Annotated in this window: 23 protein-coding genes; 18 read left to right on the plus strand and 5 right to left on the minus strand. The window is 33.9% G+C overall.

What is annotated here, in order from left to right; all coding sequences use genetic code 11:
* Positions 1-67 precede the first annotated feature (67 nt).
* Together holA and A6I66_RS09185 are read left to right on the plus strand one after the other, a co-directional pair.
* Positions 68-1,072: a DNA polymerase III subunit delta gene (holA, locus tag A6I66_RS09180; RefSeq protein WP_067148171.1), complete on the plus strand. Its 1,005-nt coding sequence runs from the start codon at positions 68-70 to the stop codon at positions 1,070-1,072.
* Positions 1,073-1,087: 15 nt separating this feature from the next.
* Entirely contained in the window at positions 1,088-1,753 is a 666-nt protein-coding gene (locus A6I66_RS09185) for a uracil-DNA glycosylase (RefSeq protein WP_067148174.1), read from the plus strand.
* 72 nt (positions 1,754-1,825) lie between these two features.
* Here A6I66_RS09185 and A6I66_RS16655 read toward each other — a convergent pair whose 3' ends face one another.
* Complete coding sequence (locus A6I66_RS16655; protein WP_157614167.1) at positions 1,826-2,002, minus strand: hypothetical protein; 177 nt, start codon at positions 2,000-2,002, stop codon at positions 1,826-1,828.
* Positions 2,003-2,464: 462 nt separating this feature from the next.
* Here A6I66_RS16655 and A6I66_RS09190 point away from each other — a divergent pair, with 462 nt between their 5' ends.
* From A6I66_RS09190 to sppA, 8 genes are read left to right on the plus strand one after another with little or no spacing between them, the layout of a single operon-like run.
* Complete coding sequence (locus A6I66_RS09190; protein ID WP_067148177.1) at positions 2,465-3,304, plus strand: 1,4-dihydroxy-2-naphthoyl-CoA synthase; 840 nt, start codon at positions 2,465-2,467, stop codon at positions 3,302-3,304.
* A complete protein-coding gene (menA, locus tag A6I66_RS09195) occupies positions 3,292-4,206 on the plus strand; it encodes a 1,4-dihydroxy-2-naphthoate octaprenyltransferase (protein ID WP_245683450.1) in 915 nt (304 codons plus the stop codon). The genes A6I66_RS09190 and menA overlap by 13 nt, the downstream gene beginning before the upstream one ends.
* Positions 4,207-4,240: 34 nt before the next feature.
* Positions 4,241-4,918 (plus strand): metal-dependent hydrolase, encoded by a 678-nt coding sequence (locus tag A6I66_RS09200; protein WP_067148183.1) that lies wholly within the window; start codon positions 4,241-4,243, stop codon positions 4,916-4,918.
* Between the two features lie 21 nt (positions 4,919-4,939).
* On the plus strand, positions 4,940-7,261 hold the full coding sequence (locus tag A6I66_RS09205) for a patatin-like phospholipase family protein (RefSeq protein ID WP_084399602.1): 2,322 nt from the start codon (positions 4,940-4,942) through the stop codon (positions 7,259-7,261).
* A 5-nt stretch (positions 7,262-7,266) separates the two neighbouring features.
* Complete coding sequence (locus A6I66_RS09210; protein WP_067148187.1) at positions 7,267-8,301, plus strand: o-succinylbenzoate synthase; 1,035 nt, start codon at positions 7,267-7,269, stop codon at positions 8,299-8,301.
* Between the two features lie 5 nt (positions 8,302-8,306).
* On the plus strand, positions 8,307-9,284 hold the full coding sequence (locus tag A6I66_RS09215; protein WP_067148190.1) for a CPBP family intramembrane glutamic endopeptidase: 978 nt from the start codon (positions 8,307-8,309) through the stop codon (positions 9,282-9,284).
* Positions 9,268-10,338 carry an AMP-binding protein gene (locus tag A6I66_RS09220; protein ID WP_067148193.1) on the plus strand — a complete coding sequence of 357 codons (1,071 nt, stop codon included), beginning with the start codon at positions 9,268-9,270 and terminating at the stop codon, positions 10,336-10,338. The genes A6I66_RS09215 and A6I66_RS09220 overlap by 17 nt, the downstream gene beginning before the upstream one ends.
* A gap of 50 nt (positions 10,339-10,388) precedes the next feature.
* Positions 10,389-12,152: a signal peptide peptidase SppA gene (gene sppA, locus A6I66_RS09225; protein ID WP_067148196.1), complete on the plus strand. Its 1,764-nt coding sequence runs from the start codon at positions 10,389-10,391 to the stop codon at positions 12,150-12,152.
* A 133-nt stretch (positions 12,153-12,285) separates the two neighbouring features.
* Here the strand turns inward: sppA and A6I66_RS09230 are convergent, their stop codons facing one another.
* Together A6I66_RS09230 and A6I66_RS09235 are read right to left on the minus strand one after the other, a co-directional pair.
* The gene (locus tag A6I66_RS09230) at positions 12,286-12,708 is read right to left on the minus strand and encodes a DoxX family protein (protein WP_067148199.1); all 423 of its coding nucleotides are present in this window, start codon (positions 12,706-12,708) and stop codon (positions 12,286-12,288) included.
* Between the two features lie 69 nt (positions 12,709-12,777).
* The gene (locus tag A6I66_RS09235) at positions 12,778-14,406 is read right to left on the minus strand and encodes an acyl-CoA carboxylase subunit beta (RefSeq protein WP_067148202.1); all 1,629 of its coding nucleotides are present in this window, start codon (positions 14,404-14,406) and stop codon (positions 12,778-12,780) included.
* Between the two features lie 193 nt (positions 14,407-14,599).
* Between A6I66_RS09235 and A6I66_RS09240 the strand changes: the two genes are divergently transcribed.
* Genes A6I66_RS09240 through A6I66_RS09250 form a run of 3 tightly spaced genes read left to right on the plus strand, consistent with a single transcriptional unit; the run spans position 14,600 to position 16,311 of the window.
* On the plus strand, positions 14,600-15,130 hold the full coding sequence (locus A6I66_RS09240) for an NADPH-dependent FMN reductase (RefSeq protein WP_067148205.1): 531 nt from the start codon (positions 14,600-14,602) through the stop codon (positions 15,128-15,130).
* 2 nt (positions 15,131-15,132) lie between these two features.
* Complete coding sequence (locus A6I66_RS09245; protein ID WP_084399604.1) at positions 15,133-15,570, plus strand: MarR family winged helix-turn-helix transcriptional regulator; 438 nt, start codon at positions 15,133-15,135, stop codon at positions 15,568-15,570.
* 18 nt (positions 15,571-15,588) lie between these two features.
* Positions 15,589-16,311 (plus strand): pirin family protein, encoded by a 723-nt coding sequence (locus A6I66_RS09250; protein WP_067148211.1) that lies wholly within the window; start codon positions 15,589-15,591, stop codon positions 16,309-16,311.
* An 87-nt stretch (positions 16,312-16,398) separates the two neighbouring features.
* Here the strand turns inward: A6I66_RS09250 and A6I66_RS09255 are convergent, their stop codons facing one another.
* Positions 16,399-17,580 (minus strand): MFS transporter, encoded by a 1,182-nt coding sequence (locus A6I66_RS09255; protein WP_067148215.1) that lies wholly within the window; start codon positions 17,578-17,580, stop codon positions 16,399-16,401.
* Between the two features lie 454 nt (positions 17,581-18,034).
* On the opposite strand from A6I66_RS09255, the gene A6I66_RS09260 reads away from it, so the two are divergent.
* The 3 genes from A6I66_RS09260 to nudK all read left to right on the plus strand — a co-directional run bounded on the left by A6I66_RS09260 (position 18,035) and on the right by nudK (position 20,602).
* Complete coding sequence (locus A6I66_RS09260; protein ID WP_067148219.1) at positions 18,035-18,217, plus strand: CAL67264 family membrane protein; 183 nt, start codon at positions 18,035-18,037, stop codon at positions 18,215-18,217.
* A 30-nt stretch (positions 18,218-18,247) separates the two neighbouring features.
* Positions 18,248-19,939 carry an energy-dependent translational throttle protein EttA gene (ettA, locus tag A6I66_RS09265; protein WP_067148222.1) on the plus strand — a complete coding sequence of 564 codons (1,692 nt, stop codon included), beginning with the start codon at positions 18,248-18,250 and terminating at the stop codon, positions 19,937-19,939.
* Positions 19,940-20,017: 78 nt separating this feature from the next.
* Positions 20,018-20,602 (plus strand): GDP-mannose pyrophosphatase NudK, encoded by a 585-nt coding sequence (gene nudK / locus A6I66_RS09270; protein ID WP_067148225.1) that lies wholly within the window; start codon positions 20,018-20,020, stop codon positions 20,600-20,602.
* Positions 20,603-20,652: 50 nt separating this feature from the next.
* On the opposite strand, the gene A6I66_RS09275 is transcribed toward nudK, so the two are convergent.
* Positions 20,653-21,672, minus strand: coding sequence for a formimidoylglutamase (locus A6I66_RS09275; RefSeq protein WP_067148228.1), 1,020 nt, complete (start codon positions 21,670-21,672; stop codon positions 20,653-20,655).
* Between the two features lie 107 nt (positions 21,673-21,779).
* On the opposite strand from A6I66_RS09275, the gene A6I66_RS09280 reads away from it, so the two are divergent.
* Both A6I66_RS09280 and A6I66_RS09285 read left to right on the plus strand, forming a co-directional pair.
* The gene (locus A6I66_RS09280) at positions 21,780-22,664 is read left to right on the plus strand and encodes a chromosome partitioning protein ParA (protein ID WP_067148231.1); all 885 of its coding nucleotides are present in this window, start codon (positions 21,780-21,782) and stop codon (positions 22,662-22,664) included.
* A gap of 172 nt (positions 22,665-22,836) precedes the next feature.
* Positions 22,837-23,412, plus strand: a complete 576-nt coding sequence (locus tag A6I66_RS09285) for a Crp/Fnr family transcriptional regulator (protein WP_067148234.1) — start codon at positions 22,837-22,839, stop codon at positions 23,410-23,412.
* Positions 23,413-23,550 lie beyond the last annotated feature (138 nt).

The raw sequence follows: 23,550 nt of genomic DNA on the forward strand, positions 1-23,550 counted from the left end.
TATAAATACCAAATATCCTAAGATAATTGTTGGATAGTGTTATTTTTTAATCTGAAATCTTTTTAATTTGGACGAAGTCAAACAACTGGTAACCGATATAAAAAACGGCAATTTAAAACCCATTTATTTTTTAATGGGTGAGGAACCTTATTATATAGATAAAATTTCCGATTTTATTGAAAACTCAGTGCTTTCTGAGGAAGAACGTGGTTTTAATCAAATGGTACTTTACGGTAGAGATGTTACGGTTGAAGATGTTGTAGGTCATGCCAAGCGATTTCCTATGATGGCAGAGTATCAAGTGGTGATTGTTAAGGAAGCTCAAGATTTGTCCCGAACCATTGAAAAGTTTGCTAGCTATGCTGCCAATCCGCAGCCTACAACCATTTTGGTAATTGACTATAAGTATAAAAAGTTAGATAAACGAAAAGCGCTTTATAAGGCAATTAATAAGGTAGGTGTAGTATTCGAGAGTAAAAAACTTTATGAAAATCAAGTTTCCGATTGGATTAGACGTGTTTTGGCATCAAAAAAATATACCATTACACCAAAAGCCGCTCAAATGCTTGTGGAATTTTTAGGGACCGATTTAAGTAAAATTAATAACGAACTTGAAAAGCTTCAAATCATTCTTCCTAAAGAAACTCAAATTACGCCAGAGCATATCGAAGAAAATATTGGTATAAGTAAAGATTATAACAATTTCGAACTTCGAAAAGCGATTGGAGAACGCAATACACAGAAAACTTATAAAATTATAAAGTACTTTGGAGACAACCCCAAGGATAACCCTATGGTTGTAACCGTTTCTTTGTTGTTCAACTTTTTTTCTCAACTATTACACCTTCACGGATTAAACGATAAGTCGTCAAGACATGTAGCTCAAGCCTTAAAAGTGAATCCTTATTTTGTAAATGAATACCTTACAGCTGCAAAAAACTATCCCATGCGAAAAGTAAGTTCAGTCGTGGCTACATTAAGAGAATTTGATGTAAAAAGTAAAGGCGTAGGATCTAATGCGGTATCTCAAGGCGATTTGTTAAAGGAGTTAATGGTTCGTATATTAAATTAATTCACTCCATATTATATGTATAACGAAATTCATAATAGCTGGAAACCTTATTTAGTAAATGAATTTGAGAAACCTTATTTTCAAGCGTTAGAAAATTTTGTAGCTTCTGAATATGAATCACATACGTGCTACCCACCTAAAAATGAAATTTTTAAAGCTTTTGACGCTTGTCACTTTGAAGATGTAAAAGTGGTTATTTTAGGACAAGACCCTTATCACGGATTTGGACAAGCTAATGGGTTGTGTTTTTCAGTTAACGATGGAGTAAAACATCCACCATCCTTAGTGAATATTTTTAAAGAGATTGAAACGGATTTGGACGAAGCTTACCCTATAACAGGTAATTTAGAGCGATGGGCAGAGCAAGGCGTGTTGCTTTTAAATGCGACTCTAACCGTTAGAGCTCATGAAGCAGGCAGTCATCAAAAAAATGGTTGGGAGCAATTTACAGATGCTGTTATTAAAACAGTGAGCGACAAAAAAGAAAATATAGTATTTTTACTTTGGGGCGGTTATTCGAAAAAGAAAGTAAAACTCATTGATATTAAAAAACATAATGTGCTTACTTCGGGGCATCCTTCTCCGTTAAGTGCTAATAGAGGGTATTGGTTTGGTAACCGTTGTTTTAGTGCTACCAATTTGTACTTAAAAGAGGTTGGAAAAAAGGAAATTCAATGGTAATTACTTTGGCAGTAGATTTGTTGTTGCCAGAAGTAAGAGCTTTTTACTTTATGAATTCGCCTAGCTATAGATTTAACTTCCAGTTGGAGCTAATCTTGGTGTTAAAGTTTTAATACCATGCTCTGGTTTTAATACAATAGGCTTTTCATTTACTTTAGTAGTTCTAATGGTTTTATTGCAGCTGAATTTTAACAATAAAAAGTTTAAAATAACTAAAGTAGATATGATTATGGTGGCGGTTACAAGCATAAATAGTTGTTTATCAGTGTAATGTCAAGTAGTTGTCATGACACTATTTATAGATTTTAACTGCTGCAAATTTAACCAATAAAAGACTACAAGCCAACGGCTTTTAAAATCTATTTATTCTTTTTAGGAAAAGTGTAAAATAAAAGTTAAAAAATTAACATAATCTTAATGTATATAAATATTGTTGAAGATTATTGCTTCTTAAGTTTTTTGTTTTTTCACTTTTAATGGAGGGATAAAATAGGATTTTGGTAATTTTATTTGGAAAGCCTTAGAGGTAAAATCAATTTATAATCATAGTTGTAGTAATTTTGAAGCTATTCACTTTCCATAATAAGCAATTCTTTATTTCTTGAAAAGTTCATACCATATAAGTAAATTAAAGTTTCTGAAAAATCATTTTTAAGTGGTGAAATAAGGGTTTTAAGGAAATAAAAATTATTTTTGGCTAAAATTAAAGTCATGGAAGAACCTAAATGGGTTACAGTAAAAGAATATACCGATATTACCTATAAAAAATGTGATGGTGTGGCTAGAATAGCGTTTAATAGACCAAATGTTAGAAATGCATTCCGACCAAAAACCACAAGTGAATTATACGATGCGTTTTATGATGCCAATGAAGATGTTAATATTGGTGTTGTGTTATTATCAGCCGAAGGCCCTTCAACAAAAGACGGCGTTTATTCATTTTGTAGTGGCGGCGATCAAAAGGCTAGAGGTCACCAAGGTTATGTGGGGGAAGATGGGTACCACAGATTAAATATACTGGAAGTACAACGTTTAATTCGTTTTATGCCTAAAGCGGTTATAGCCGTGGTTCCTGGGTGGGCTGTTGGTGGCGGACATAGTTTACACGTGGTATGTGATCTAACTTTAGCAAGTAAAGAGCACGCTATTTTTAAACAAACCGATGCGGATGTAACCAGTTTTGATGGTGGTTATGGTTCAGCTTACTTAGCTAAAATGGTTGGGCAGAAAAAAGCACGTGAAATCTTTTTCTTAGGAAGAAACTATTCGGCACAAGAAGCTTTTGAAATGGGTATGGTGAATGCCGTTATTCCTCATGATGAATTAGAAAGTACCGCTTATGAGTGGGCTCAAGAAATACTAGCGAAATCTCCAACTTCGATTAAAATGCTGAAATTCGCCATGAATTTAACTGATGATGGTATGGTAGGGCAACAAGTTTTTGCTGGAGAAGCAACACGTTTAGCCTATATGACCGATGAAGCGGTTGAAGGGAGAAATGCTTTCCTAGAAAAACGCAAGCCTAATTTTAATAAAAAATGGATTCCATAATGGGGAACTTTTCCACGTGGATTTCCGCGATGCGTTTAAGAACGCTTCCTTTATCGGTATCAGGCATTATTTTAGCTTCGTTTTTAGCCAAACATGATCAAGTATTTAACTGGGGCATTTGTATTATAGCCATTTTAACAACCTTGGGTTTACAAATACTGTCAAATTTCGCTAATGATTATGGCGATGGTATAAAGGGTACAGACAATGATGACAGAATTGGTCCGCAACGCGCCATTCAATCAGGTAAAATTACTCCGAAACAATTATTAAATGCGATTATTATAACGGTTATAATAACTCTGTTTTTAGCAATTTTATTAATTTTTGTAGCCTTTGGCTCAGAACATTTTTTACTGTCTTTAACGTTTTTAATTTTAGGTATAGCAGCCGTTGTTGCTGCCATTAAATACACGGTTGGGAGTAGTGCTTTTGGTTATAAAGGTCTGGGTGATGTGTTTGTTTTTATATTTTTTGGCTTAGTAAGTGTTATAGGATGTTATGTGCTCTATGCTAAAACGGTGAACTTCATCACGGTTTTACCAGCCATAACTATTGGTTTATTAAGTACAGGGGTTTTGAATTTAAATAATATGAGAGATCGTATTTCTGATGAAAAATCAAATAAAATAACCCTTGCCGTTAAATTAGGTGCTAAAAAGGCGAAAAAATATCATTATGTATTAATAATATCAGCTATTGTACTTTCCATTTTGTTTGGTGTAATGTATTACGATTCACCGTTTAATTTTATTTATGTGGTCGCATACATCCCTTTATTTATTCATTTAAAAACAGTGCAAAATAATGTGGATTTAAAATTATTAGATCCAGAATTAAAGAAATTAGCATTAACTACGGTCCTGTTGGCATTGTTAATGGGAATCGGGCAATTGTTATAGATTTTTTGTAATTTAATCTTCTAAATTTTTTAAGATGAAAATAACGTTTTATGGACACGCTAGTTTAGGTATTGAAGTGAATGATGTACATATTCTTGTGGATCCTTTTATTACAGCAAACCCAAAAGCTTCTAGTATCGATATTGAAACGCTTAAAGCCGATTATATTTTAGTAACCCATGCCCATCAGGATCATATTGTAGATGTTGAAGCCATTGCAAAACGTACAGGAGCAGTTGTGGTTTCAAATTTTGAAATTGTAAGTTACTACGAAAAACTAGGTATTGAAGGTCACCCAATGAACCACGGAGGTAAATGGGATTTCGAATTTGGTACCGTAAAGTACGTTAATGCAATCCACACATCGTCTTTTCCAGATGGTAGTTATGGCGGAGAACCAGGAGGATTTGTAATTGAAGGTGAACGTAAAAATATTTATATAGCAGGAGATACAGCGCTTACTTATGATATGAAGCTTATTCCGCTTCAAACCACATTAGATTTAGCCATTTTGCCTATTGGAGATAACTTTACCATGGGTACAGAAGATGCCATTCTGGCTAGTGATTTTATTCAATGTGATAAAGTAATGGGCTATCATTATGATACTTTTGGATATATTGAGATTGATCATGAACTAGCTAAACGTAAATTCTTTGAGAAAAATAAAGACTTAATGCTTTTAGAAATTGGAGAGTTTATTGAGTTATAGTACCTTAACCTAACCCCATTTATGAGTCAGAAAATAAAATTCATTTGCCTACTTATTTTAATAATATGTATTCAATTTCCTTTAAATGCTCAAGAAAAGAAACCTAAAGTAGCTTTGGTTTTAAGTGGTGGGGGTGCTAAAGGTGTTGCTCATATTCCTGTTTTACAAAAATTAGATTCCTTAGGGATTGTTCCAGATTTAGTTGTGGGAACCAGTATGGGTAGTGTAGTTGGTGGTTTATATTCCATGGGGTATTCGGGTAATGATATTGCTTCGATTTTAAATAAATTAGATTGGACAAACCTTTTAGGTGGTAGAGTTACATTAGCTCGAGTAGGAAACGAAGAAAAAAGTGAATTTGATAACTATTTAGTAGGTTTAAATTGGCAAAACAAAAAGCCATCTATTAGCACGGGGTTGTTAAATGATCAAAATCTACGTGAACTTCTTGCGCTTTTAACTTATCCTGTTTATGGCGTGCATGATTTTGATGAATTACCTATTCCGTATCGCGCCGTTGCAACCGATATAGTACATGGAAATGAAGTCGTTATAAAAGGAGGTTCCTTATTAACGGCTATGCGAGCCAGTATGTCCATTCCATCTATTTTTAAGCCTGTAGAATATGAAGAAACCTTATTGGTTGATGGCGGGATTCTAAACAACTTTCCAACAGATATAGCTAAAAGCCTAGGAGCAGATATCATTATTGGAAGTGATGTTGGGGGTGGATTAAAAGCTAAAGACCAATTAAATAGTATCACAACTATTCTGTTTCAAACCAGTATGTTGGTGAGTAGTATGAAAAATCCCGAAAATAGAAAGTTGTGTGATGTGTTAGTCAACCATACACCTAATTTGACATATTCAACAGGTGATTTTAATAAAAGTAGTCAGATTTACGAAGAAGGTAAAATAGCAACAAACGAACAAACTGATGCGCTAAAAGAATTGGCAGAAAAGTTAAAAACTTTCGAGCAAAGAAGACCAAAAGTACCTGAAGTACCAGAAGAATTCAAGCTAGATACTGTCATTTATAAAGGAATAAGTAAGGGAAGCTTAAACTTAGTAAAATCTCGAATAAATTTTGAAAGCAATACCAATTATACGCCAAAAGATATTGTAGCAGGAATCGATAGAGCAATGGGGACCAATCTGTTTAATCAAATAGTGGTTGTACCTAAAGTGAAAGATAGTGTATTAGGTCTTGAAATAAATGGCGTTGAAAATTCAAAACACCAGGTTAAATTAGCCTTGCATTACGATACTTATAGAGGATTAGGGGCTATTGTGAATTATACCGGTAGAAACTTATTAGGAAATGCTTCTAGGTCATTGTTTACATTGGATATTGCCGAGCAACCTAAACTTCTACTTCAGCATCAAAAAATATTTGGTGAGCGACATATGTGGTGGTGGCGTGCAGAAATGCTATGGCTTAAACTTAAGCAAAAGGTATATTCCGATGGTTATGGTGTTAATGGTATTAATAATAATAACTTACAATTCGAATATGAATTTAACCGTAATGTGATACCTAATAAAAGTTATTTTGGTTTTTCAGCTTTGTCTACTAGGTTAAGGCTAGATCCGAAAATAGCAGTTACAAAAAGTAACGACACATTACTTCTCGATCATTATAAATTCAATAATGTTTTGGTTGATGTGCATTTTAACTACAATAGTTTTGAAGAAGTATTTTACTGTAAAAGAGGTACTTTGTTACACGCCTCTTTAGGGCAATCTTTAGTTCATAATGTAGATGAGGGATACACAAATTATCAAGAAAAAATTGATGGTAGCACCAATGGTTATACAAATGCCATCGTTAGATATGAAAGACGAATCCCAGTTAGATCTTCATTAACAGCGATAATAGGAGCGAAGGGAGCTTTTACTTTTGAGCAATCCAAAGATTCTGATGAACTTAGTTTTGATGAATATGGCTATGGCGGAAAGTTTTTTGTTGGTGGTGATTTAAATCGTGGCTTGTATAACACCTTTATTTTTAATGGTTTAAATGAGGATGAACTTCCAGTAACACAATTCATGGCAGTTAGTTTAGGACTTCAATACAATCCGATTAATAAAGTTTATATAAAGCCTCACGTTAGTTTGGGTACTGTAGGTTTTAAAGATTTTACCAATTTTACAGATTCGGCCTTGTCACCTAAAGGGGCTTGGTCTGAAGGTGAAGACCCTAGTGCTCTGTTTTCAGCAGGTTCTACATTTTCATACAGATCACTATTTGGACCTATTAACTTAGATGTCTCTTATGTAAATGATTTAGATCAATTTCGCGTGTTTTTAGGAATTGGATTTCAATTTGGAAGATATAATTAAGGAAAATGATAGCAACTTATCATAAATACATTTTAGATTTCAAACAGGCTAGTGGAACTTCTCGTGGAGTACTTCGAAAAAAGGAAACATGGTTTATTGTTTTACACGAAAATAATAAACAAGGTGTAGGGGAGTCCGGTGTTTTTCGTGGTTTAAGTATTGATGATGTGCCTAATTATGAAGACGTTTTAAAATGGACTTGTGAGCACATTCATCTAGGTCTTGAGGCTTTATTAAGGGAGCTTTATAATTTTCCTTCCATTCAATTCGGATTGGAAATGGCTTTTCAGTCACTTCAAAGTCAAGATCAATTTGAGTTGTTTCCTTCAGAATTTACACAAGGAAAAAAAGGTATTCCTATCAACGGATTAATTTGGATGGGTGATGAAAGTTTCATGAAATCTCAAATTAAATCTAAAATTGAAGCCGGATTTTCATGTATTAAGATGAAAATTGGTGCCATCAACTTTCAAACGGAAATAGAGCTTTTAAAATCCATTAGAAAAGAGTTTTCATCAAAAGAAATCGAATTGCGCGTTGATGCAAACGGCGCATTTCAACCTACTGAAGCCTTAGAAAAATTAAAAGTTTTGTCCGATTTAGACTTACATTCTATAGAGCAACCCATCAAGCAAGGTCAGGTGGATCATATGGCGAGTTTATGTGAAAAAACGCCACTTCCCATTGCATTGGATGAAGAATTAATAGGCGTGTTTTCTGTAACTAAGAAAGTAGAATTGTTACAAACCATTAAACCGCAATTCATCATTTTAAAACCAAGTTTAATTGGTGGTTTTGGTGGTAGTACAGATTGGATAACAGCCGCTGAAAATCAAAATATTAATTGGTGGATTACAAGCGCTTTAGAAAGTAATATCGGATTAAACGCCATAGCGCAATTTACTTTTAAACTGAACAGTAATTTGCCGCAAGGTTTAGGTACTGGTGGTTTATTTACCAATAATTTTGAAAGCCCTTTAGAGGTAAGTCAAGGTGAATTAGTATATAAAAATGACTTAATCTGGAACTTTAATTTATAATTTAAATGTATATAGAACAAGCTTTTAAAGGATTATACGATTGGTGGCGCTACATTGTTGGTGTGTTAATCATATTTTGCTTCTGGCAGATTATTGGTATGATTCCTTTGGGGCTTGCGGTAGCCTATAAAATGATACGATACGGTGGTGACCCTGCAATTTCGAGTACTCAGGACATCATGTTGTTGCTAGGTAGTAATCTGTTTCTGTTTGTCATGCTTATTGCTTTTTCTGTGGGCTTAATTGGGGTTTTTATAACCTCGAAATATTTACACCAACTTCCTATAAAAAACTTAACTACGGTTAGAAAAAAAATAGACTGGTCACGCTTCTGGTTTACATTTGTGCTTTGGGGAATTATTTCAGTAAGTTTTATTTTTATTGATTATTTTATCTACCCAGAAGAATTTCAATGGAACTTTCAGCTTAAACCATTTTTAATTCTTTGTGCTGTAGGGATCGTTTTAATTCCAATACAAACGAGTTTTGAAGAATACTTCTTTAGAGGTTATTTAATGCAAGGTTTTGGCATGATTTTTAAAAACCGATGGACGCCATTATTAATAACGTCTGTTGGTTTTGGTTTAATGCATTTGGCAAATCCAGAGGTAGAACAATTGGGTTACGTTATTATGATTTATTACATAGGAACGGGTTTTTTCTTAGGAATCATGACGCTTATGGACGATGGATTAGAACTGGCTTTAGGCTTTCATGCAGCAAATAATTTATTTACAGCGCTTTTAGTGTCTGCAGACTGGACAGCCTTTCAAACCCATTCCATATTTAAAGATTTATCAGACCCTACAGAGATGGGATTTATGGAAATATTTGTTCCAGTTTTTATTGTGTTTCCAGCGTTACTTTTTGTATTTTCCAAAAAATATAAATGGACCAATTGGAAAGAGAAACTTACCGGAAAATTAGTAGAACCAGAGATAGAAAATAATATAAATTTGAATAGTTATGATGCCGAATTATAGAAATGTTCACAACAAGTTTAAGTTAGATAATGTAAGTTATAAACATGAAGATTTAATGGAAGTAGCTTACAGCTATGTGAAGGAAGGTTTGCCTTTTCAGCAAGAACTGGGTAACTTTTTGTTGGATTGGTTAGATGATTATGATTATGTTGAAGTACAAACATCGGGGTCTACAGGAAAACCTAAAAAATTAAAAATAAAGAAACAAGCTATGGTAAATTCTGCTCTGGCGACTGGCGATTTCTTTAATTTAAAACCAGGTTACAAGGTGTTACATTGTTTACCATCAAATTTTATTGCTGGTAAAATGACCATTGTAAGGGCGATTATTTTAGGTTTGGAACTGGATATGGTCCAACCTTCTGCTTTTCCAAGAATTGATTATGAAAAAGACTATGATTTTTGCGCCTTTACACCAATGCAACTTAAAAATTTTGCTAAAGATATAGAAAGTATTAAAGCTGTTATTGTTGGTGGAGGTATGGTTTCTAAGCATATTGTTGATTTAATTCAGGATAAAAAACCTATGGTTTATGAAACTTATGGTATGACAGAGACCGTGTCGCATATTGCTGTGAGAAAACTTAATAATTTAGAGAGTACTGAAAAAGTATCATATTTCAAGACTTTACCAAATATTACTATTTCTACTGATGATAGAGATTGTTTGGTTATTGAAGCACCTGCCATTTCAGATGAAACGATTGTAACTAATGATATTGTTAAAATTCATTCGGAAGACAGCTTTGAGTGGTTAGGACGTTACGATAACGTGGTGAACTCTGGTGGTATTAAATTATATCCTGAGCAAATAGAACGTAAACTTCAGAATAAAATTCAAACGGACTTTTTCATAACTTCTAAGCCAGATGATACTTTAGGTGAAAAACTTGTTTTAGTGATTCAAAGTGATTCCAATAAATTAGAACCTGCGGTTTTTGAAGATTTAGGTAAATATGAAAAACCAAAAGAAATTATTAATGTTCCAAAATTTGTAGAAACTTCTTCAGGAAAAATTCACCGACAAAGAACTTTAGACTCGGTTAACTCTTAATAATTTGTAACAAACCACATTCTTTTTATACTAACTAGGAAACATTTTATATGAGCTTTTTTAAACGTGTGTTATCAACATTAACAGGTATCATTTTATTTTGCATGTTATGTGTTGTCGGATTAATTATTGTTGGTGTTATTGCAGGGTCTACGTCTAGTGACACGGTTAGTATCAAACCAAATTCAGTTTTAAATTTAAAATTAGACTTTCCTATTAAGGATTACGCAGGAAAGATTGAATTTAAACAGTATACCTTTTTAAACGAATCTAAAAAAAATGGTTTGTTTAATATTATTGATGCCATTAATTACGCGGCTACCGACGATAATATAAAAGGAATTTCTATTGATAATAATTTCGTTGATGCAGGAATTACCCAAGTTAAAGCCCTACGTGGTGCGTTGCTGAAGTTTAAAGAATCAGGAAAATTTGTTGTAGCTTACGCCGATGTTTTTTCACAGAAAGATTATTACTTAAGCTCTGTAGCTGATACCATCTACATTAATCCTGCTGGAATGATGGAGTTCAAAGGTTTGTATTCCGAGCGCTTATATTTTAAAGATTTTCAAGAAAAATCGGGCGTTAAAATGGAAGTGGTACGTTTAGGGAAGTATAAAAGTGCTGTAGAGCCTTTTTTAAGTAATGAAATGAGTGATAACAACAGAGAACAAATTTCTGTTTACTTAAATGCGTTATGGAAAGATATTAAACAAGATATTTCTGTTACCAGAAAAGTGCCTGTAGATCAATTAAATCTTATTGCTGATAGTTTATTAGCTAGAACACCTAAGCTAGCAAAATCTTCTGGCCTTGTAGATAAAATAGCATACCATGATGAATATGTGAATGGGATGAAGAAGGCTATTGGAGTAAAGAAAAAAGAAACTCTTGAAATGGTTTCTATTTTTGATTACTCAAATTATGCGTCGTCCAAAATTAGAGATTATTCGGCAAAAGATAGAATTGCTGTGATTTATGCTCAGGGAGACATCATGTATGGTGAAGGTGATGAAAATACTATTGGTCAGGGCTCTATGAATGCTTCGCTTAAAAAAGCACGCGAAGATGAAAAAGTAAAAGCAGTGGTACTAAGAATCAATTCTCCAGGAGGATCGGCATTAGCTAGTGAGCTTATTTGGAGAGAAATAGAACTGACTAAAAAGGTTAAGCCTGTTATTGTTTCTATGGGTGATTTGGCTGCTTCTGGTGGTTATTACATCGCTTCAAATGCACATAAAATTATTGCAGAACCTACTACAATTACTGGAAGTATAGGTGTTTTTGGAATGTTGCCTAATGGAAAACAATTGGCGGAAAATATGGGGATTAACGCCGAGCAAGTTATTACTAATACAAATGCTGTAACCTACAGCTTTTTTGAGCCTTTAAGCGAAGCACAACATAAGTATATTAAGGAAGGCATCATTGATATTTATGATTTGTTTTCTACTCGCGTTTCCGACGGAAGAAATTTAACTAGAGAGCAAGTAGAAGAAATTGCACAAGGAAGAGTTTGGACAGGATCTGATGCGATTAAAATAGGATTAGTAGATGAACTAGGTGGTTTAGATTTGGCGCTTAAACGCGCTGCTGAAGCTGCAAATATTGAAACGTATAGAATTAATGAATTTCCTGTTTTTGAAAAAGACCTTGATAAAATGCTTCGAGAATTTGGATTGGTAAAAGCAAAAGAAACGATTTTAGAAGAAGAACTAGGTGTAGAAAACTATAAGCTTTTAAAGGAAATTAAAGCCTTAACTGATAAAAAAGGTGTACAATTGTTATTTCCGTTTAGCACGGAAATTAAATAATAAAATTATTTGATTTTATAATTCTTTAATAGTTCTAGGTCATTTAAACTTAGAACTATTAAAGAATTTTTTTTGTGGTCATTTAGATTTTAGGAATCTAAAAATCTAAGCATAGATTAATGGAATAAGCCATTTACTGCTGCATTTTAAAATAATAATCCGCTGAATGTCTTCCAGAACCGTAAACTAAAAAGAAGCTACATACTAATAGTGCTGAAATAGCGAGTATCAGGTTGTTTACATGCATTTCTCCAACAAAATTGATAAGTATGGCTCCAATTAAAATAGGGAGCTGTGCAATAATAGCCCAACGAGTTAATAGTCCGAAGGCAATAAGCACACCACCAATAAAGTGAGCAGGTGCAATATAATGCAGTACAAGCATGCCGCCCGCAAAGTTTTCAATAGGTTCGAAAAGTCCCATAAGCAATTCGGTATGGGCCATAAAGTTAATGCCTTTAAAGAAAAGAAATACACCCAAGGCCACACGAACCATATCTAAAGGCAAATAGGTGTGTGTGTTCGCCCATTTGTTTAATGATTTAATTGTATCCATGACTGAAGTTGTTGATTTTCAATCAATAAGATACGAAATATTACTTGTATTTAAAAATAAATCCCTTTGTTAAACTTGTAGGACACCTAAATTAAAAGCTTTTTCAATAGGAGAGTGGTTTGCTGCTTCAATACCCATACTTACCCAAGTTCGGGTGTCTAACGGATTAATAATACCATCGGTCCAAATTCTGGCTGCTGCATAGTATGGCGACACCTGATTGTCGTAACGGTCCTTAATTTTATTGAATAATTCCGCTTCTTTTTCAGGAGTTATTTTCTCTCCAGATTTTTCTAAGGAAGCTTTTTCTATTTGTAACAAAACTTTTGCGGCCGAATTACCACTCATTACAGCCAATTCTGCACTTGGCCAAGCGGCTATTAATCGAGGGTCGTAGGCCTTTCCACACATGGCATAGTTACCAGCACCATAGCTATTACCGATGATAATGGTAAACTTAGGAACCACCGAATTACTTACTGCATTTACCATTTTAGCGCCATCTTTAATAATGCCACTGTGCTCACTTTTACTACCAACCATAAATCCAGTAACATCTTGTAAAAAAACTAAAGGAATTTTCTTTTGGTTGCAGTTTGCTATAAAACGGGTGGCTTTATCGGCGCTATCATTGTAAATAACACCTCCAAATTGCATTTCACCTTTTTTGGTTTTAACCAGTTTTCGCTGATTAGCTACGATACCAACCGCCCAGCCATCAATTCTAGCATAACAGGTAATTATGGTTTGTCCGTAACCAGCTTTATATTCATCGTATTCGGAGTTGTCCACTAAACGCTTGATAACCTCATACATATCATATTGATCGGCTCTAGATTTCGGAATAATTCCGAATAAATCTTCTGGATTCTCTAGAGGATTTTTGGCTTCAATACGATTAAAACCAGCTTTGTCATAATCACCAATCTTACCTACGATATTTTTTATAGTATTTAAAGCATCTTCATCATCTTTAGCCTTATAATCGGTAACCCCAGAAATCTCACAATGAGTAGTTGCACCGCCTAAAGTTTCATTGTCAATGGATTCTCCAATCGCGGCTTTAACTAAATAACTTCCAGCAAGGAAAATACTGCCCGTTTTATCCACGATTATAGATTCATCACTCATAATAGGTAAATAAGCACCACCAGCGACACAACTACCCATAACAGCAGCTATTTGGGTAATACCCATACTACTCATAATCGCATTGTTTCTGAATATGCGACCGAAATGTTCTTTGTCAGGGAATATCTCATCCTGTAAAGGGAGATAAACGCCTGCAGAATCAACTAAATAAATAATTGGGAGCTTGTTTTCTATGGCAATTTCTTGTGCTCTAAGATTCTTTTTTCCTGTAATAGGAAACCAGGCACCAGCTTTTACAGTCGCATCATTTGCCACAACAACACATTGTTTACCTTGTATGTATCCTATTTTTACAACTACGCCGCCAGAAGGGCATCCACCGTGCTCTTCGTACATGTCTTCACCTGCAAAGGCGGCAATTTCAATGGATTTAGATTTTTCGTCTAATAAATAGTCAATACGCTCTCTAGCCGTCATTTTGCCTTGACTATGTAATTTTTCAATGCGTTTTTTTCCGCCGCCAAGGCTAACTTTTATAAAGCGTTGGTTAAGGTCTGAGAGTAAAAGTTTATTGTGATCTTCGTTTTTATTGAAGTTAAGATCCATAATGTGTTTGATTATTAAGCTAAGCACAAAAATAGCTATTCTAGCTTAATGTATACAAGTAAATTGTGTGATCCTTAATCAGTCTAATTATTTTTTATTGTAAGTTAATGGTTGTTTATATATTTTACATGGAAATATATTCCTTGGAATATAAATTTATTTTGCTTAAATTTGTATCATCAAAAATATAGATATGAAAAAAGTAATAGCATTCGCAGGAAGTAATAGTAAAACCTCAATAAATAAGCAATTAGCCGTTTACGCTTCCAGTTTATTGGAAAATATAGACGTTAACATTTTGGATTTAAATGATTTTGAACTGCCGCTTTTTGGTGTCGATTTAGAATCAGAAATAGGCGTTCCAGAAAAGGCTCATGATTTTTTAAATTTAATAAAGGATTCAGATGGTATTATTTTATCACTTGCCGAACATAACGGAGCCTATTCCACAGCTTTTAAAAATTTATTCGATTGGATGACACGTATTGAAAGTAAAACTTTTTACGGTAAACCAATGTTGCTTTTAGCTACTTCACCAGGAGGTAGAGGGGGGCAATCAGTTTTGGAAATTGCTTCAGGAAGGTTTCCGTTTCATAATGCGGAAATAGTGGAGACCTTTTCTTTACCATTTTTTGGAGAACACTTTGCTGATAATAAAATAGCGGATAGTGGTTTTAATGCCGATTTAACAAAAAAAGTGGAAACTTTTCAAAATGCATTGTAGGTATGGGAGATATTTCAAAGGACATTCAATCAAAATTCCCAAATGCTAAAGTAAAAGCATTAATCAATATTATTTATACGGCAAACTGGATAAATAGCCATCAAAATGAATTTTTTAAGCCTTTTGGAATTTCGCCTCAGCAGTTTAATATTTTAAGAATTTTGCGAGGAGCAGGTGAGCCTATTAGTGTGCAAACCATTAAAGAGCGTATGTTAGAGCGTGCCCCAAATGCCACGCGTTTAATGGATAAATTATGCACTAAAAAGTTGATAAATAGACTGCCTTGTCCAGGGGATAGACGCGTTGTTCATATAGAAATTACCGATTTAGGTTTAACTTTATTAGAAGAAATTTCTAAAGATTTTAAAGAAGACTTGCTTGTAAACCTTACCGAATCGGAAGCTATACAATTAAGTGATTTACTAGATAAAATAAGATAAATAGAAAGAATAAATAAGATGAAAACAGTTATTCATAAAGCAGATAGTCGTGGTTTTGCAAATCATGGTTGGTTACAAGCCAATCACTCATTTAGTTTTGCAAATTATCATGACCCAGCTAAAATCAATTTTGGTGCGCTTCGTGTGCTAAATGACGATGTTATAGCGCCTAAAATGGGTTTTGGAACACATCCTCATGATAAAATGGAAATCATCACCATTCCCTTAAAAGGCGTATTAAAACATAGAGATTCTATGCATAATTCTTGGGAATCTGTGCTACCTGGAGAAGTGCAGGTGATGTCGGCAGGAACGGGTGTTCAACATTCAGAAATTAATGGGTCTCAGGAGGAGCATCTCGGATTGTTTCAAATCTGGATTATGCCAAATCAGCAACAGGTTGAACCACGTTACGATCAAAAGGCATTTAAAGAAGCGGATAGGAAAAACAAGCTTCAATTATTGGTATCTTCAATGGATGATGAAAATGAAAACATATTGAAGATTCATCAAGACGCTAAAATATCACGCATAGATTTGGAAGCTGGTAAAGCATTAAACTATAAGGTGAAATCCGCTCAACACGGCGTTTATGTCATGGTGGTTTATGGGAAAGTTGCTTTTGGTGATGTAGTACTTGAAACCAGAGATGCCATTGGTATAAGTGAAACGGCAACTTTTTCCGCGGAAGCGAAAGAAGATACCTCGTTACTATTTATTGAAGTACCGATGCAGTTTTAAATATAGAAACTGATTGAAATACAACACATCACAAATTCATTAAAATGTAATGAGTTTGTGATTTATTTTTTGAAGTCTTTTGAATAATTAATCGCAGACAGGATTTAAGTTTTTGTGATTTACTTGTTTCTTTCTTAAGAAAATAATTCCAATAGCAATAAGAACGCCTATGCCTGCCATAACTGCGCCAACCAAATCAGCAGAAGTGTAGCCATAACCCATTGCAATGGGAAGTCCTGCAAAATACGCACCCGAAGCATTTCCTATATTAAAAGCACTCTGATTTAATGAAGACCCCAAGGTTTCAGAACCTTTTGAAGCGTTGATAATAGCCACTTGAATTGGCGTTGATAAGCAAAATGTAACCGCTCCAATAATAAAAGTCATCACTAAAACAAGTATTTTATCTGAAGCCAAAAAGGTATTTAGTACCAAGCAGATTACCATGAAAATTAAAGTGATAATAATGGCGTAAATAGGAGTAAACTTTTCGACCAATTTGGCTCCAAGAAAGTTTCCGATGACCATACCTAGACCAGCTAAAATCATTGCTATTGATACCATAGAGTCAGGATGACCAGCTACATCGGTAATTAATGGGGCAATATAGCTATACCATGCAAAGAATCCGCCGGTACCAATAGTGGTAAGTAAAATGATAAGCCATAATTCTAGGCGTTTAAAAATTTTTAATTCCTTTAGAAAAGAGACTTCTGAAGATTGTTTTAAAGCCGGAATCCAAAAATGAACGCTTAAAACTGCTAGAATACCAACTATGCCCACCATATAAAACGAAACATGCCAACTAAAGTGTTTACCAAGGTATGTGCCTAAGGGCACACCTAAAAGATTTGCAAATGTTAAGCCGCTAAACATGATGGCAATTCCCTGGGCTTCTTTTCCAGGTTTAGATAATTTTCCAGCAACAACAGCACCAATTCCAAAAAAAGCACCGTGGGGTAAACCAGAAAGAAATCTTAAAATTAATAACGAATGATACCCGTTAGCAAAGGTTGAAAGCGTGTTAAATACAGTAAACCATAGCATTAAAACCAATAACACTTTGTTTGCAGGCCATTTGCTACCTAATCCAGTAAGCACAGGGGCACCAATAACAACACCAAGGGCATACGCCGAAATAAAATGTCCGGCCTTAGGAATGCTAATATCTAATGCAGTGGCCACTTCTGGCAGAATTCCCATTATTACAAATTCTGTTAATCCTATGCCAAAACCTCCTATGGATAACGATAATAAAGCTTTATTCATTTTAGTAAAACCTACATTTTATTAAAGACACAAAGTAAAGCCTAAAATGACAACTTATTTTGGCAAAAAGATTTAAATAAAAGTTAATTGTAAAACTGAGAAATTTTTAATCTAACCATTAAATTATTTTAATTAATCATATAATCTATTATTAATTTGATAGCGTGAATTGGAGAAAATTCACTAAAAATGTTTAAAAAACATGCTTCAATTTTATGTCTTAACTATAAATACTAAATTTTGGTTTTTACATATGAAAATGAGAAAATCTTGGTTGAAGTAATAATCTTCATAATATTTACTAAAAATTACTGTTAAAAATACGATATTTGCTACTTGACTTCAAGGAAGAGTAGGTGGCTGTTTTTCCTTATTTTATATGAATTGACAACTTAAAACTATAACGTTTAGTGAATTTTAATTAAAACTAAATGTATAAACAAGAAATTAAATTATGGCGATGAATAAAAACACGGTATTAGCGTGGGCAACATGGATTATGATAATTGTAGGATTGGCATTAATTGCACTTGGTGCTTTTAGATATAACGATGTGGCAGGCTGGGGATTTGCGGCTGTAGGCATCGGCTTTTTTGCTGTAGCCTGGGTGTTTAATGCTTTAAAAGGACGTGTATAATCGATATTAATACAGAAAATTACTTTTACTATGAGTGACGATAAAAAAATTATTTTTTCAATGTCTGGTGTAACCAAGACATTTCAAAGTGCAAATACGCCTGTACTTAAAAACATATATTTAAGCTTTTTCTATGGCGCTAAAATTGGAATTTTAGGTCTTAATGGTTCAGGGAAATCAACCCTGTTAAAAATCATTGCTGGTGTTGATAAAAATTACCAAGGTGATGTGGTTTTTTCTCAGGATTACTCTGTAGGGTACTTAGAACAGGAACCTAAACTAGATGATGATAAAACGGTTATGGAAGTTGTTCGTGAGGGAGCTGCAGAAACGGTAGCGATTCTTGACGAATACAACAAGATTAACGATAGTTTCGGATTGGAAGAAGTGTATTCTGATCCTGATAAAATGGAGAAGCTTATGGCTCGCCAAGCGGTGTTGCAAGATCAAATTGATGCGGCTAACGCCTGGGAACTGGACACCAAGCTTGAAATTGCTATGGATGCCTTAAGAACTCCAGACGGAGACAAAAAAATAGGCGTGTTGTCTGGTGGAGAAAAACGTCGTGTTGCTTTATGTCGTTTACTTTTAAAGGAACCGGATGTATTACTTTTAGATGAGCCAACCAACCACTTGGATGCGGAATCTGTGCATTGGTTAGAGCATCACTTAGCGCAGTACAAAGGAACAGTGATTGCTGTTACGCACGATAGATACTTTCTAGATAATGTAGCGGGATGGATTTTAGAATTGGATCGAGGAGAAGGTATTCCATGGAAAGGAAACTATTCATCTTGGTTAGATCAAAAATCTAAACGTATGGCTCAAGAAGGTAAAGCGGCTTCTAAACGTCAGAAAACATTAGAACGTGAGCTAGAATGGGTGAAGCAAGGTGCTAAAGGACGCCAAACGAAGCAAAAAGCACGTTTAAAAAATTATGATAAGTTATTAAGTCAAGACCAAAAACAGCTTGATGAAAAGCTTGAAATCTATATTCCAAACGGACCACGTTTAGGAACTAATGTGATTGAAGCAAAGGGTGTTGCGAAAGGCTATGGCGATAAACTATTATATGATAATTTAAATTTCAACCTACCTCAAGCTGGAATTGTTGGTATTATTGGTCCGAATGGTGCAGGTAAAACCACTATTTTTAGAATGATTATGGGTGAAGAAACTCCAGATAAAGGAGAGTTCACTGTAGGAGAAACGGCTAAGATCGCATATGTGGATCAAAGTCACTCCAATATCGATCCAGAAAAAACCATTTGGCAAAATTTTAGCGACGAGCAAGAATTAGTGATGATGGGTGGAAAACAAGTGAATTCAAGAGCTTATTTAAGTCGTTTCAACTTTTCGGGAAGTGAGCAAAATAAAAAAGTAAGTTTACTATCTGGTGGAGAACGTAACCGTCTGCATTTGGCCATGACCTTAAAAGAAGAAGGAAACGTTTTATTACTAGATGAGCCAACCAACGATTTAGATGTAAATACGTTAAGAGCTTTAGAGGAAGGTTTGGAAAACTTTGCAGGGTGTGCTGTGGTGATTTCGCATGACAGATGGTTCTTAGATAGAATTTGTACACACATTTTAGCTTTTGAAGGCGATTCTCAAGTGTATTTCTTTGAAGGTTCTTTCTCAGAATATGAGGAAAACAAGAAAAGTAGACTAGGAGGAGACTTAATGCCTAAACGTATAAAATATAGAAAGTTAGTAAGATAATTTTAATAGTAAGCGCTCACTGTAAAGTGGGCGTTTTTTATGTCAATTCGTTTAAGACTAGAAAGATTTTAATTAAAAATGACAGATCCTAAAATTAAAAATATTGAAAGCAGCTTGCTTTCGGACAACTATTACATCCTTAAAAAATTCAGTTTTGATTTCCTAATGTCTAACGGAAAATGGGTTAATCAAATGCGAGAAGTTTACGATCGTGGCGATGGTGCCGGAATTCTTCTTTATAATACATTAAAAAAGACCGTTATTTTAACAAAACAATTTAGAATGCCAACTTATTTAAATGAAAATCCAGATGGTATGTTGGTTGAAATTTGTGCTGGGATGTTAGACAAAGATAATCCAGAAGCATGTGTTATTCGAGAAACTGAAGAGGAGGTAGGCTATAAGTTAAAAGAGGTTAAAAAAGTATTCGAAGCTTATTCTTCACCAGGTGTTATGACCGAAAAGATGCATTTTTTTATTGGCGAATATACCGATGACATGAAAGTTAGTTCTGGGGGAGGTTTAGAAGAAGAACATGAAGATATTGAGGTTTTAGAAATCCCTTTTTCTGAAGCTATTGAAATGCTTAATCAAGGTGAAATACATGACACCCGAACTATTGTATTGTTGCAATACGCTCAAATTCATAGACTTTTATGCTAATTACAATGTCATATTTTAATACAAATTTGGATTAAGTAACCCTATTCATATCATTTAGTCGCAGCTCTTATAAAATCGGTAATGAGGTAAGTAAGTAGTTTTCCAACAAGAGCGCCTTTCTTTTTTGAGGCATCTGCCTCACATAAATGAAGGTAAGCGGCATTTTCATGCATCGCAAATTTATGAAGAAATTGTCTTGCTTTAGTAGCGCTAAATCCGCTTGGAGTTATAGCACTGCTCGCTATGTTTTCAATAGCATCACAATCGATTTCTATACCAAAAGGTTCTTCACAAATAAATAAGGCTGCTCGTTTTAATTCTTTTCTGAACTTTAATTCATTTCTTACTTCTAAGGCTTCAAAAGTATTATACTTAATGTTTTTGGAATCGTTTAGTGTTTTTAAAATTTGATCGGACGAATAGTTTTCATGTAAACCAAAAACAAAGTAATGATTGAGGAAGCCTTCCGCGGCAGTGTAACTAAAACCATTTCCGCTATGACGGCCTTCTTCAGATCTGAAATCGGAATGCGCATCTAAATTAATGGCATTTATCGGCTGTCCTAAAGCCAAGCTGGATCCTTTGATATTACCATAAGCGTTATTATGACCACCACCAATTATTATAGGTTTCTTTCCTGCTAAAACAATTTGATAAATAAGATGAGAAACATATTCATCTATGGTTTCAACTAACTTTCTGGCTTTTAAAATATCTTTCTTTTTAGAGCCATTTAACTTTTCTAAAGTTTCTAATTCTGGACTAAAATCTAGATGACCAAGTATTAATACGTGGTCTGCTTTTGTAAACGAATTACTCTGTATGTTTAACAGTACTTTCAGGGTAGATTCCCATGTATTGGAGGTGCCCGTTTTACCGTAATTGGCAAAAACACCTACATCCTCAGGAAGTCCTATGATTACAAAATCAACATCCAAATTTAAAAGTTGTTCGTATATATTAGTGACGCGCGGCAGCATTTTAATATGTTGACCGAACTTGGATTCACCCAATCGTTTGTTTAATAACTTGTTACGTGTAGCAGTGTTAAATAAAACCAGTTTATCCATGATAAGTGAAATTTGAGTATTAAAAATACATTATAAATATTTTATAACCTTAAAAACCAAAAATTAAAAATTACGTTTAACTTTATCGAAATTAAATCAACAAAATTATGGAAAATAACAAAACTAGTTCTGGATTAAAAATTGCTTTAGGTATCGCCATTGTTTTATTTTTAGGAACCGCATTTTATACCATGAACCTTTATAAGCAGTCTAATGATGATAAAAAGGAATTGGCAGAACAAAAACAATTAGTGATGAATGATCTAAACGCCATGGCAAAACAATATGATGAGGCGATTAGCGAAAGTGAAATCACTAATAATAACTTAATTGAAGCTAGAGGTCGAATTCAAGGATTAATAGATTCTTTAAAAATTTCTGAAACTAATGTGAAAAGTTTGTGGAGATACAAGCAGAAATATGCTTCACTTCAAAAAGAAATGGATGCTATTTTAGCTCAAAACGATTCACTTAGAATTGAAAACTCATACTTAGCAACATCATTAGATAGCACGCGTGTTCGTTTAGAGGAGCGTACTGTATTTACCGATTCATTATTAGTACAAAATAATGCTTTGGCTGAAGTTGTAGAGAATGCTTCGATTTTGAATACTATAGATTTGAAAGGATCTGGGGTTATTGAAAGAACATCAGGGAAAGTTATTCCTACCGAGCGTGCAAGAAGAGCAGATAAAGTTCGTGTGTGTTTTACAGTTGCTAAAAACGCTTTAGTTCAAGCAGGAGATCAAGAATTATATGTTCAAGTTATCGATCCTAAAAACACGACATTAGGCCTTAACGAACAAGTTGAGTTTGATGGTAAAATTTTTAATTACAGTATCATTAGTAAATTTAACTACGAAAATGCTAATTTAAATATATGTGAATTTGTAGATCTAAAAGGTGATGCTGATTTTGAAAAAGGACGTTACATTGTTAATGTTTACAACCAAAAGGATTTAGTTTCTACAACTGAATTTACTTTGAAATAATAAAATATAAACACTTAAAGTACCTAAAACCTCAAATGTCAAGTTTGAGGTTTTTTTATACCCGAATATGAAATTATTTAATTTTACATATCTTTAAACCAAATTTAATAGCACTATATTGCTATCACTTCCCTCCCCAAATTATTAATGCTAATTTTTAAATGATGCATACATGGATGTAAACCATGCTTTTTTAAACACTTTCTTAGATGTTTCCGAAGAGAGTTATAAGCAGTTATTAGAATTGTCTACAATTAGAGATTTAAAGGCCGGAGATCAAGTCTCTAAAAATGGAGAGGTTCCTACTAAGATTTATTTGTTAGTATCTGGTACGATGCGTGCTTATTTGAGTTCCAAAGAAGGTAAGGAGTACACTAAAAGCTTTTTTACTGCTTTTAGTTTTGTTGGGTCATTAACGGCTTTAGTACAAAAATGTCCATCAAAATTAATTTACGAAGCATTAACCGATTGCAAGGTGTACGAATTAAACTTTGCTAACTTCAAAGAACTTTGTAATAAGGATTTAAATATAAGTGCACTATATAATAAAGTCTTAGAGCACATTTTTATTAAATATGAAGAGCGACAATTAGAATTAATTTCTATGGATGCAACTGCTAGGTATTTAAAACTACAAAAGGAAATGCCCGATATCGAAAAAGTTTTACCACAATTTCAAATAGCGAGTTTTTTAAGTATTACTCCAGTTCAGTTAAGTAGAATCCGAAAGAAATTAAAGTCACAATAAATGCTTACAAAAATTTGTAAGTATTTTGTAGGGAAATGTTAAAATTTATGTTTTCATTAACATTATTAACAAATGTTAACTAAAGGTTAAATGGTTAGTTTTATATTTGGGTAATTCACTAAAGGTTTATTCTTTAAT

This window comes from Pseudotamlana agarivorans, assembly GCF_001642835.1.
Taxonomy (GTDB): domain Bacteria; phylum Bacteroidota; class Bacteroidia; order Flavobacteriales; family Flavobacteriaceae; genus Pseudotamlana; species Pseudotamlana agarivorans.

Bases quoted from the DNA above. Each gene is read 5' to 3' on its own strand.
- A6I66_RS09185 (WP_067148174.1), top strand. From the start codon at position 1,088: ATGTATAACGAAATTCATAATAGCTGGAAACCTTATTTAGTAAATGAA.
- A6I66_RS16655 (WP_157614167.1), bottom strand. From the start codon at position 2,002: ATGCTTGTAACCGCCACCATAATCATATCTACTTTAGTTATTTTAAAC.
- A6I66_RS09190 (WP_067148177.1), top strand. From the start codon at position 2,465: ATGGAAGAACCTAAATGGGTTACAGTAAAAGAATATACCGATATTACC.
- menA (WP_245683450.1), top strand. From the start codon at position 3,292: ATGGATTCCATAATGGGGAACTTTTCCACGTGGATTTCCGCGATGCGT.
- A6I66_RS09200 (WP_067148183.1), top strand. From the start codon at position 4,241: ATGAAAATAACGTTTTATGGACACGCTAGTTTAGGTATTGAAGTGAAT.
- A6I66_RS09205 (WP_084399602.1), top strand. From the start codon at position 4,940: ATGAGTCAGAAAATAAAATTCATTTGCCTACTTATTTTAATAATATGT.
- A6I66_RS09210 (WP_067148187.1), top strand. From the start codon at position 7,267: ATGATAGCAACTTATCATAAATACATTTTAGATTTCAAACAGGCTAGT.
- A6I66_RS09215 (WP_067148190.1), top strand. From the start codon at position 8,307: ATGTATATAGAACAAGCTTTTAAAGGATTATACGATTGGTGGCGCTAC.
- A6I66_RS09220 (WP_067148193.1), top strand. From the start codon at position 9,268: ATGATGCCGAATTATAGAAATGTTCACAACAAGTTTAAGTTAGATAAT.
- sppA (WP_067148196.1), top strand. From the start codon at position 10,389: ATGAGCTTTTTTAAACGTGTGTTATCAACATTAACAGGTATCATTTTA.
- A6I66_RS09230 (WP_067148199.1), bottom strand. From the start codon at position 12,708: ATGGATACAATTAAATCATTAAACAAATGGGCGAACACACACACCTAT.
- A6I66_RS09235 (WP_067148202.1), bottom strand. From the start codon at position 14,406: ATGGATCTTAACTTCAATAAAAACGAAGATCACAATAAACTTTTACTC.
- A6I66_RS09240 (WP_067148205.1), top strand. From the start codon at position 14,600: ATGAAAAAAGTAATAGCATTCGCAGGAAGTAATAGTAAAACCTCAATA.
- A6I66_RS09245 (WP_084399604.1), top strand. From the start codon at position 15,133: ATGGGAGATATTTCAAAGGACATTCAATCAAAATTCCCAAATGCTAAA.
- A6I66_RS09250 (WP_067148211.1), top strand. From the start codon at position 15,589: ATGAAAACAGTTATTCATAAAGCAGATAGTCGTGGTTTTGCAAATCAT.
- A6I66_RS09255 (WP_067148215.1), bottom strand. From the start codon at position 17,580: ATGAATAAAGCTTTATTATCGTTATCCATAGGAGGTTTTGGCATAGGA.
- A6I66_RS09260 (WP_067148219.1), top strand. From the start codon at position 18,035: ATGGCGATGAATAAAAACACGGTATTAGCGTGGGCAACATGGATTATG.
- ettA (WP_067148222.1), top strand. From the start codon at position 18,248: ATGAGTGACGATAAAAAAATTATTTTTTCAATGTCTGGTGTAACCAAG.
- nudK (WP_067148225.1), top strand. From the start codon at position 20,018: ATGACAGATCCTAAAATTAAAAATATTGAAAGCAGCTTGCTTTCGGAC.
- A6I66_RS09275 (WP_067148228.1), bottom strand. From the start codon at position 21,672: ATGGATAAACTGGTTTTATTTAACACTGCTACACGTAACAAGTTATTA.
- A6I66_RS09280 (WP_067148231.1), top strand. From the start codon at position 21,780: ATGGAAAATAACAAAACTAGTTCTGGATTAAAAATTGCTTTAGGTATC.
- A6I66_RS09285 (WP_067148234.1), top strand. From the start codon at position 22,837: ATGGATGTAAACCATGCTTTTTTAAACACTTTCTTAGATGTTTCCGAA.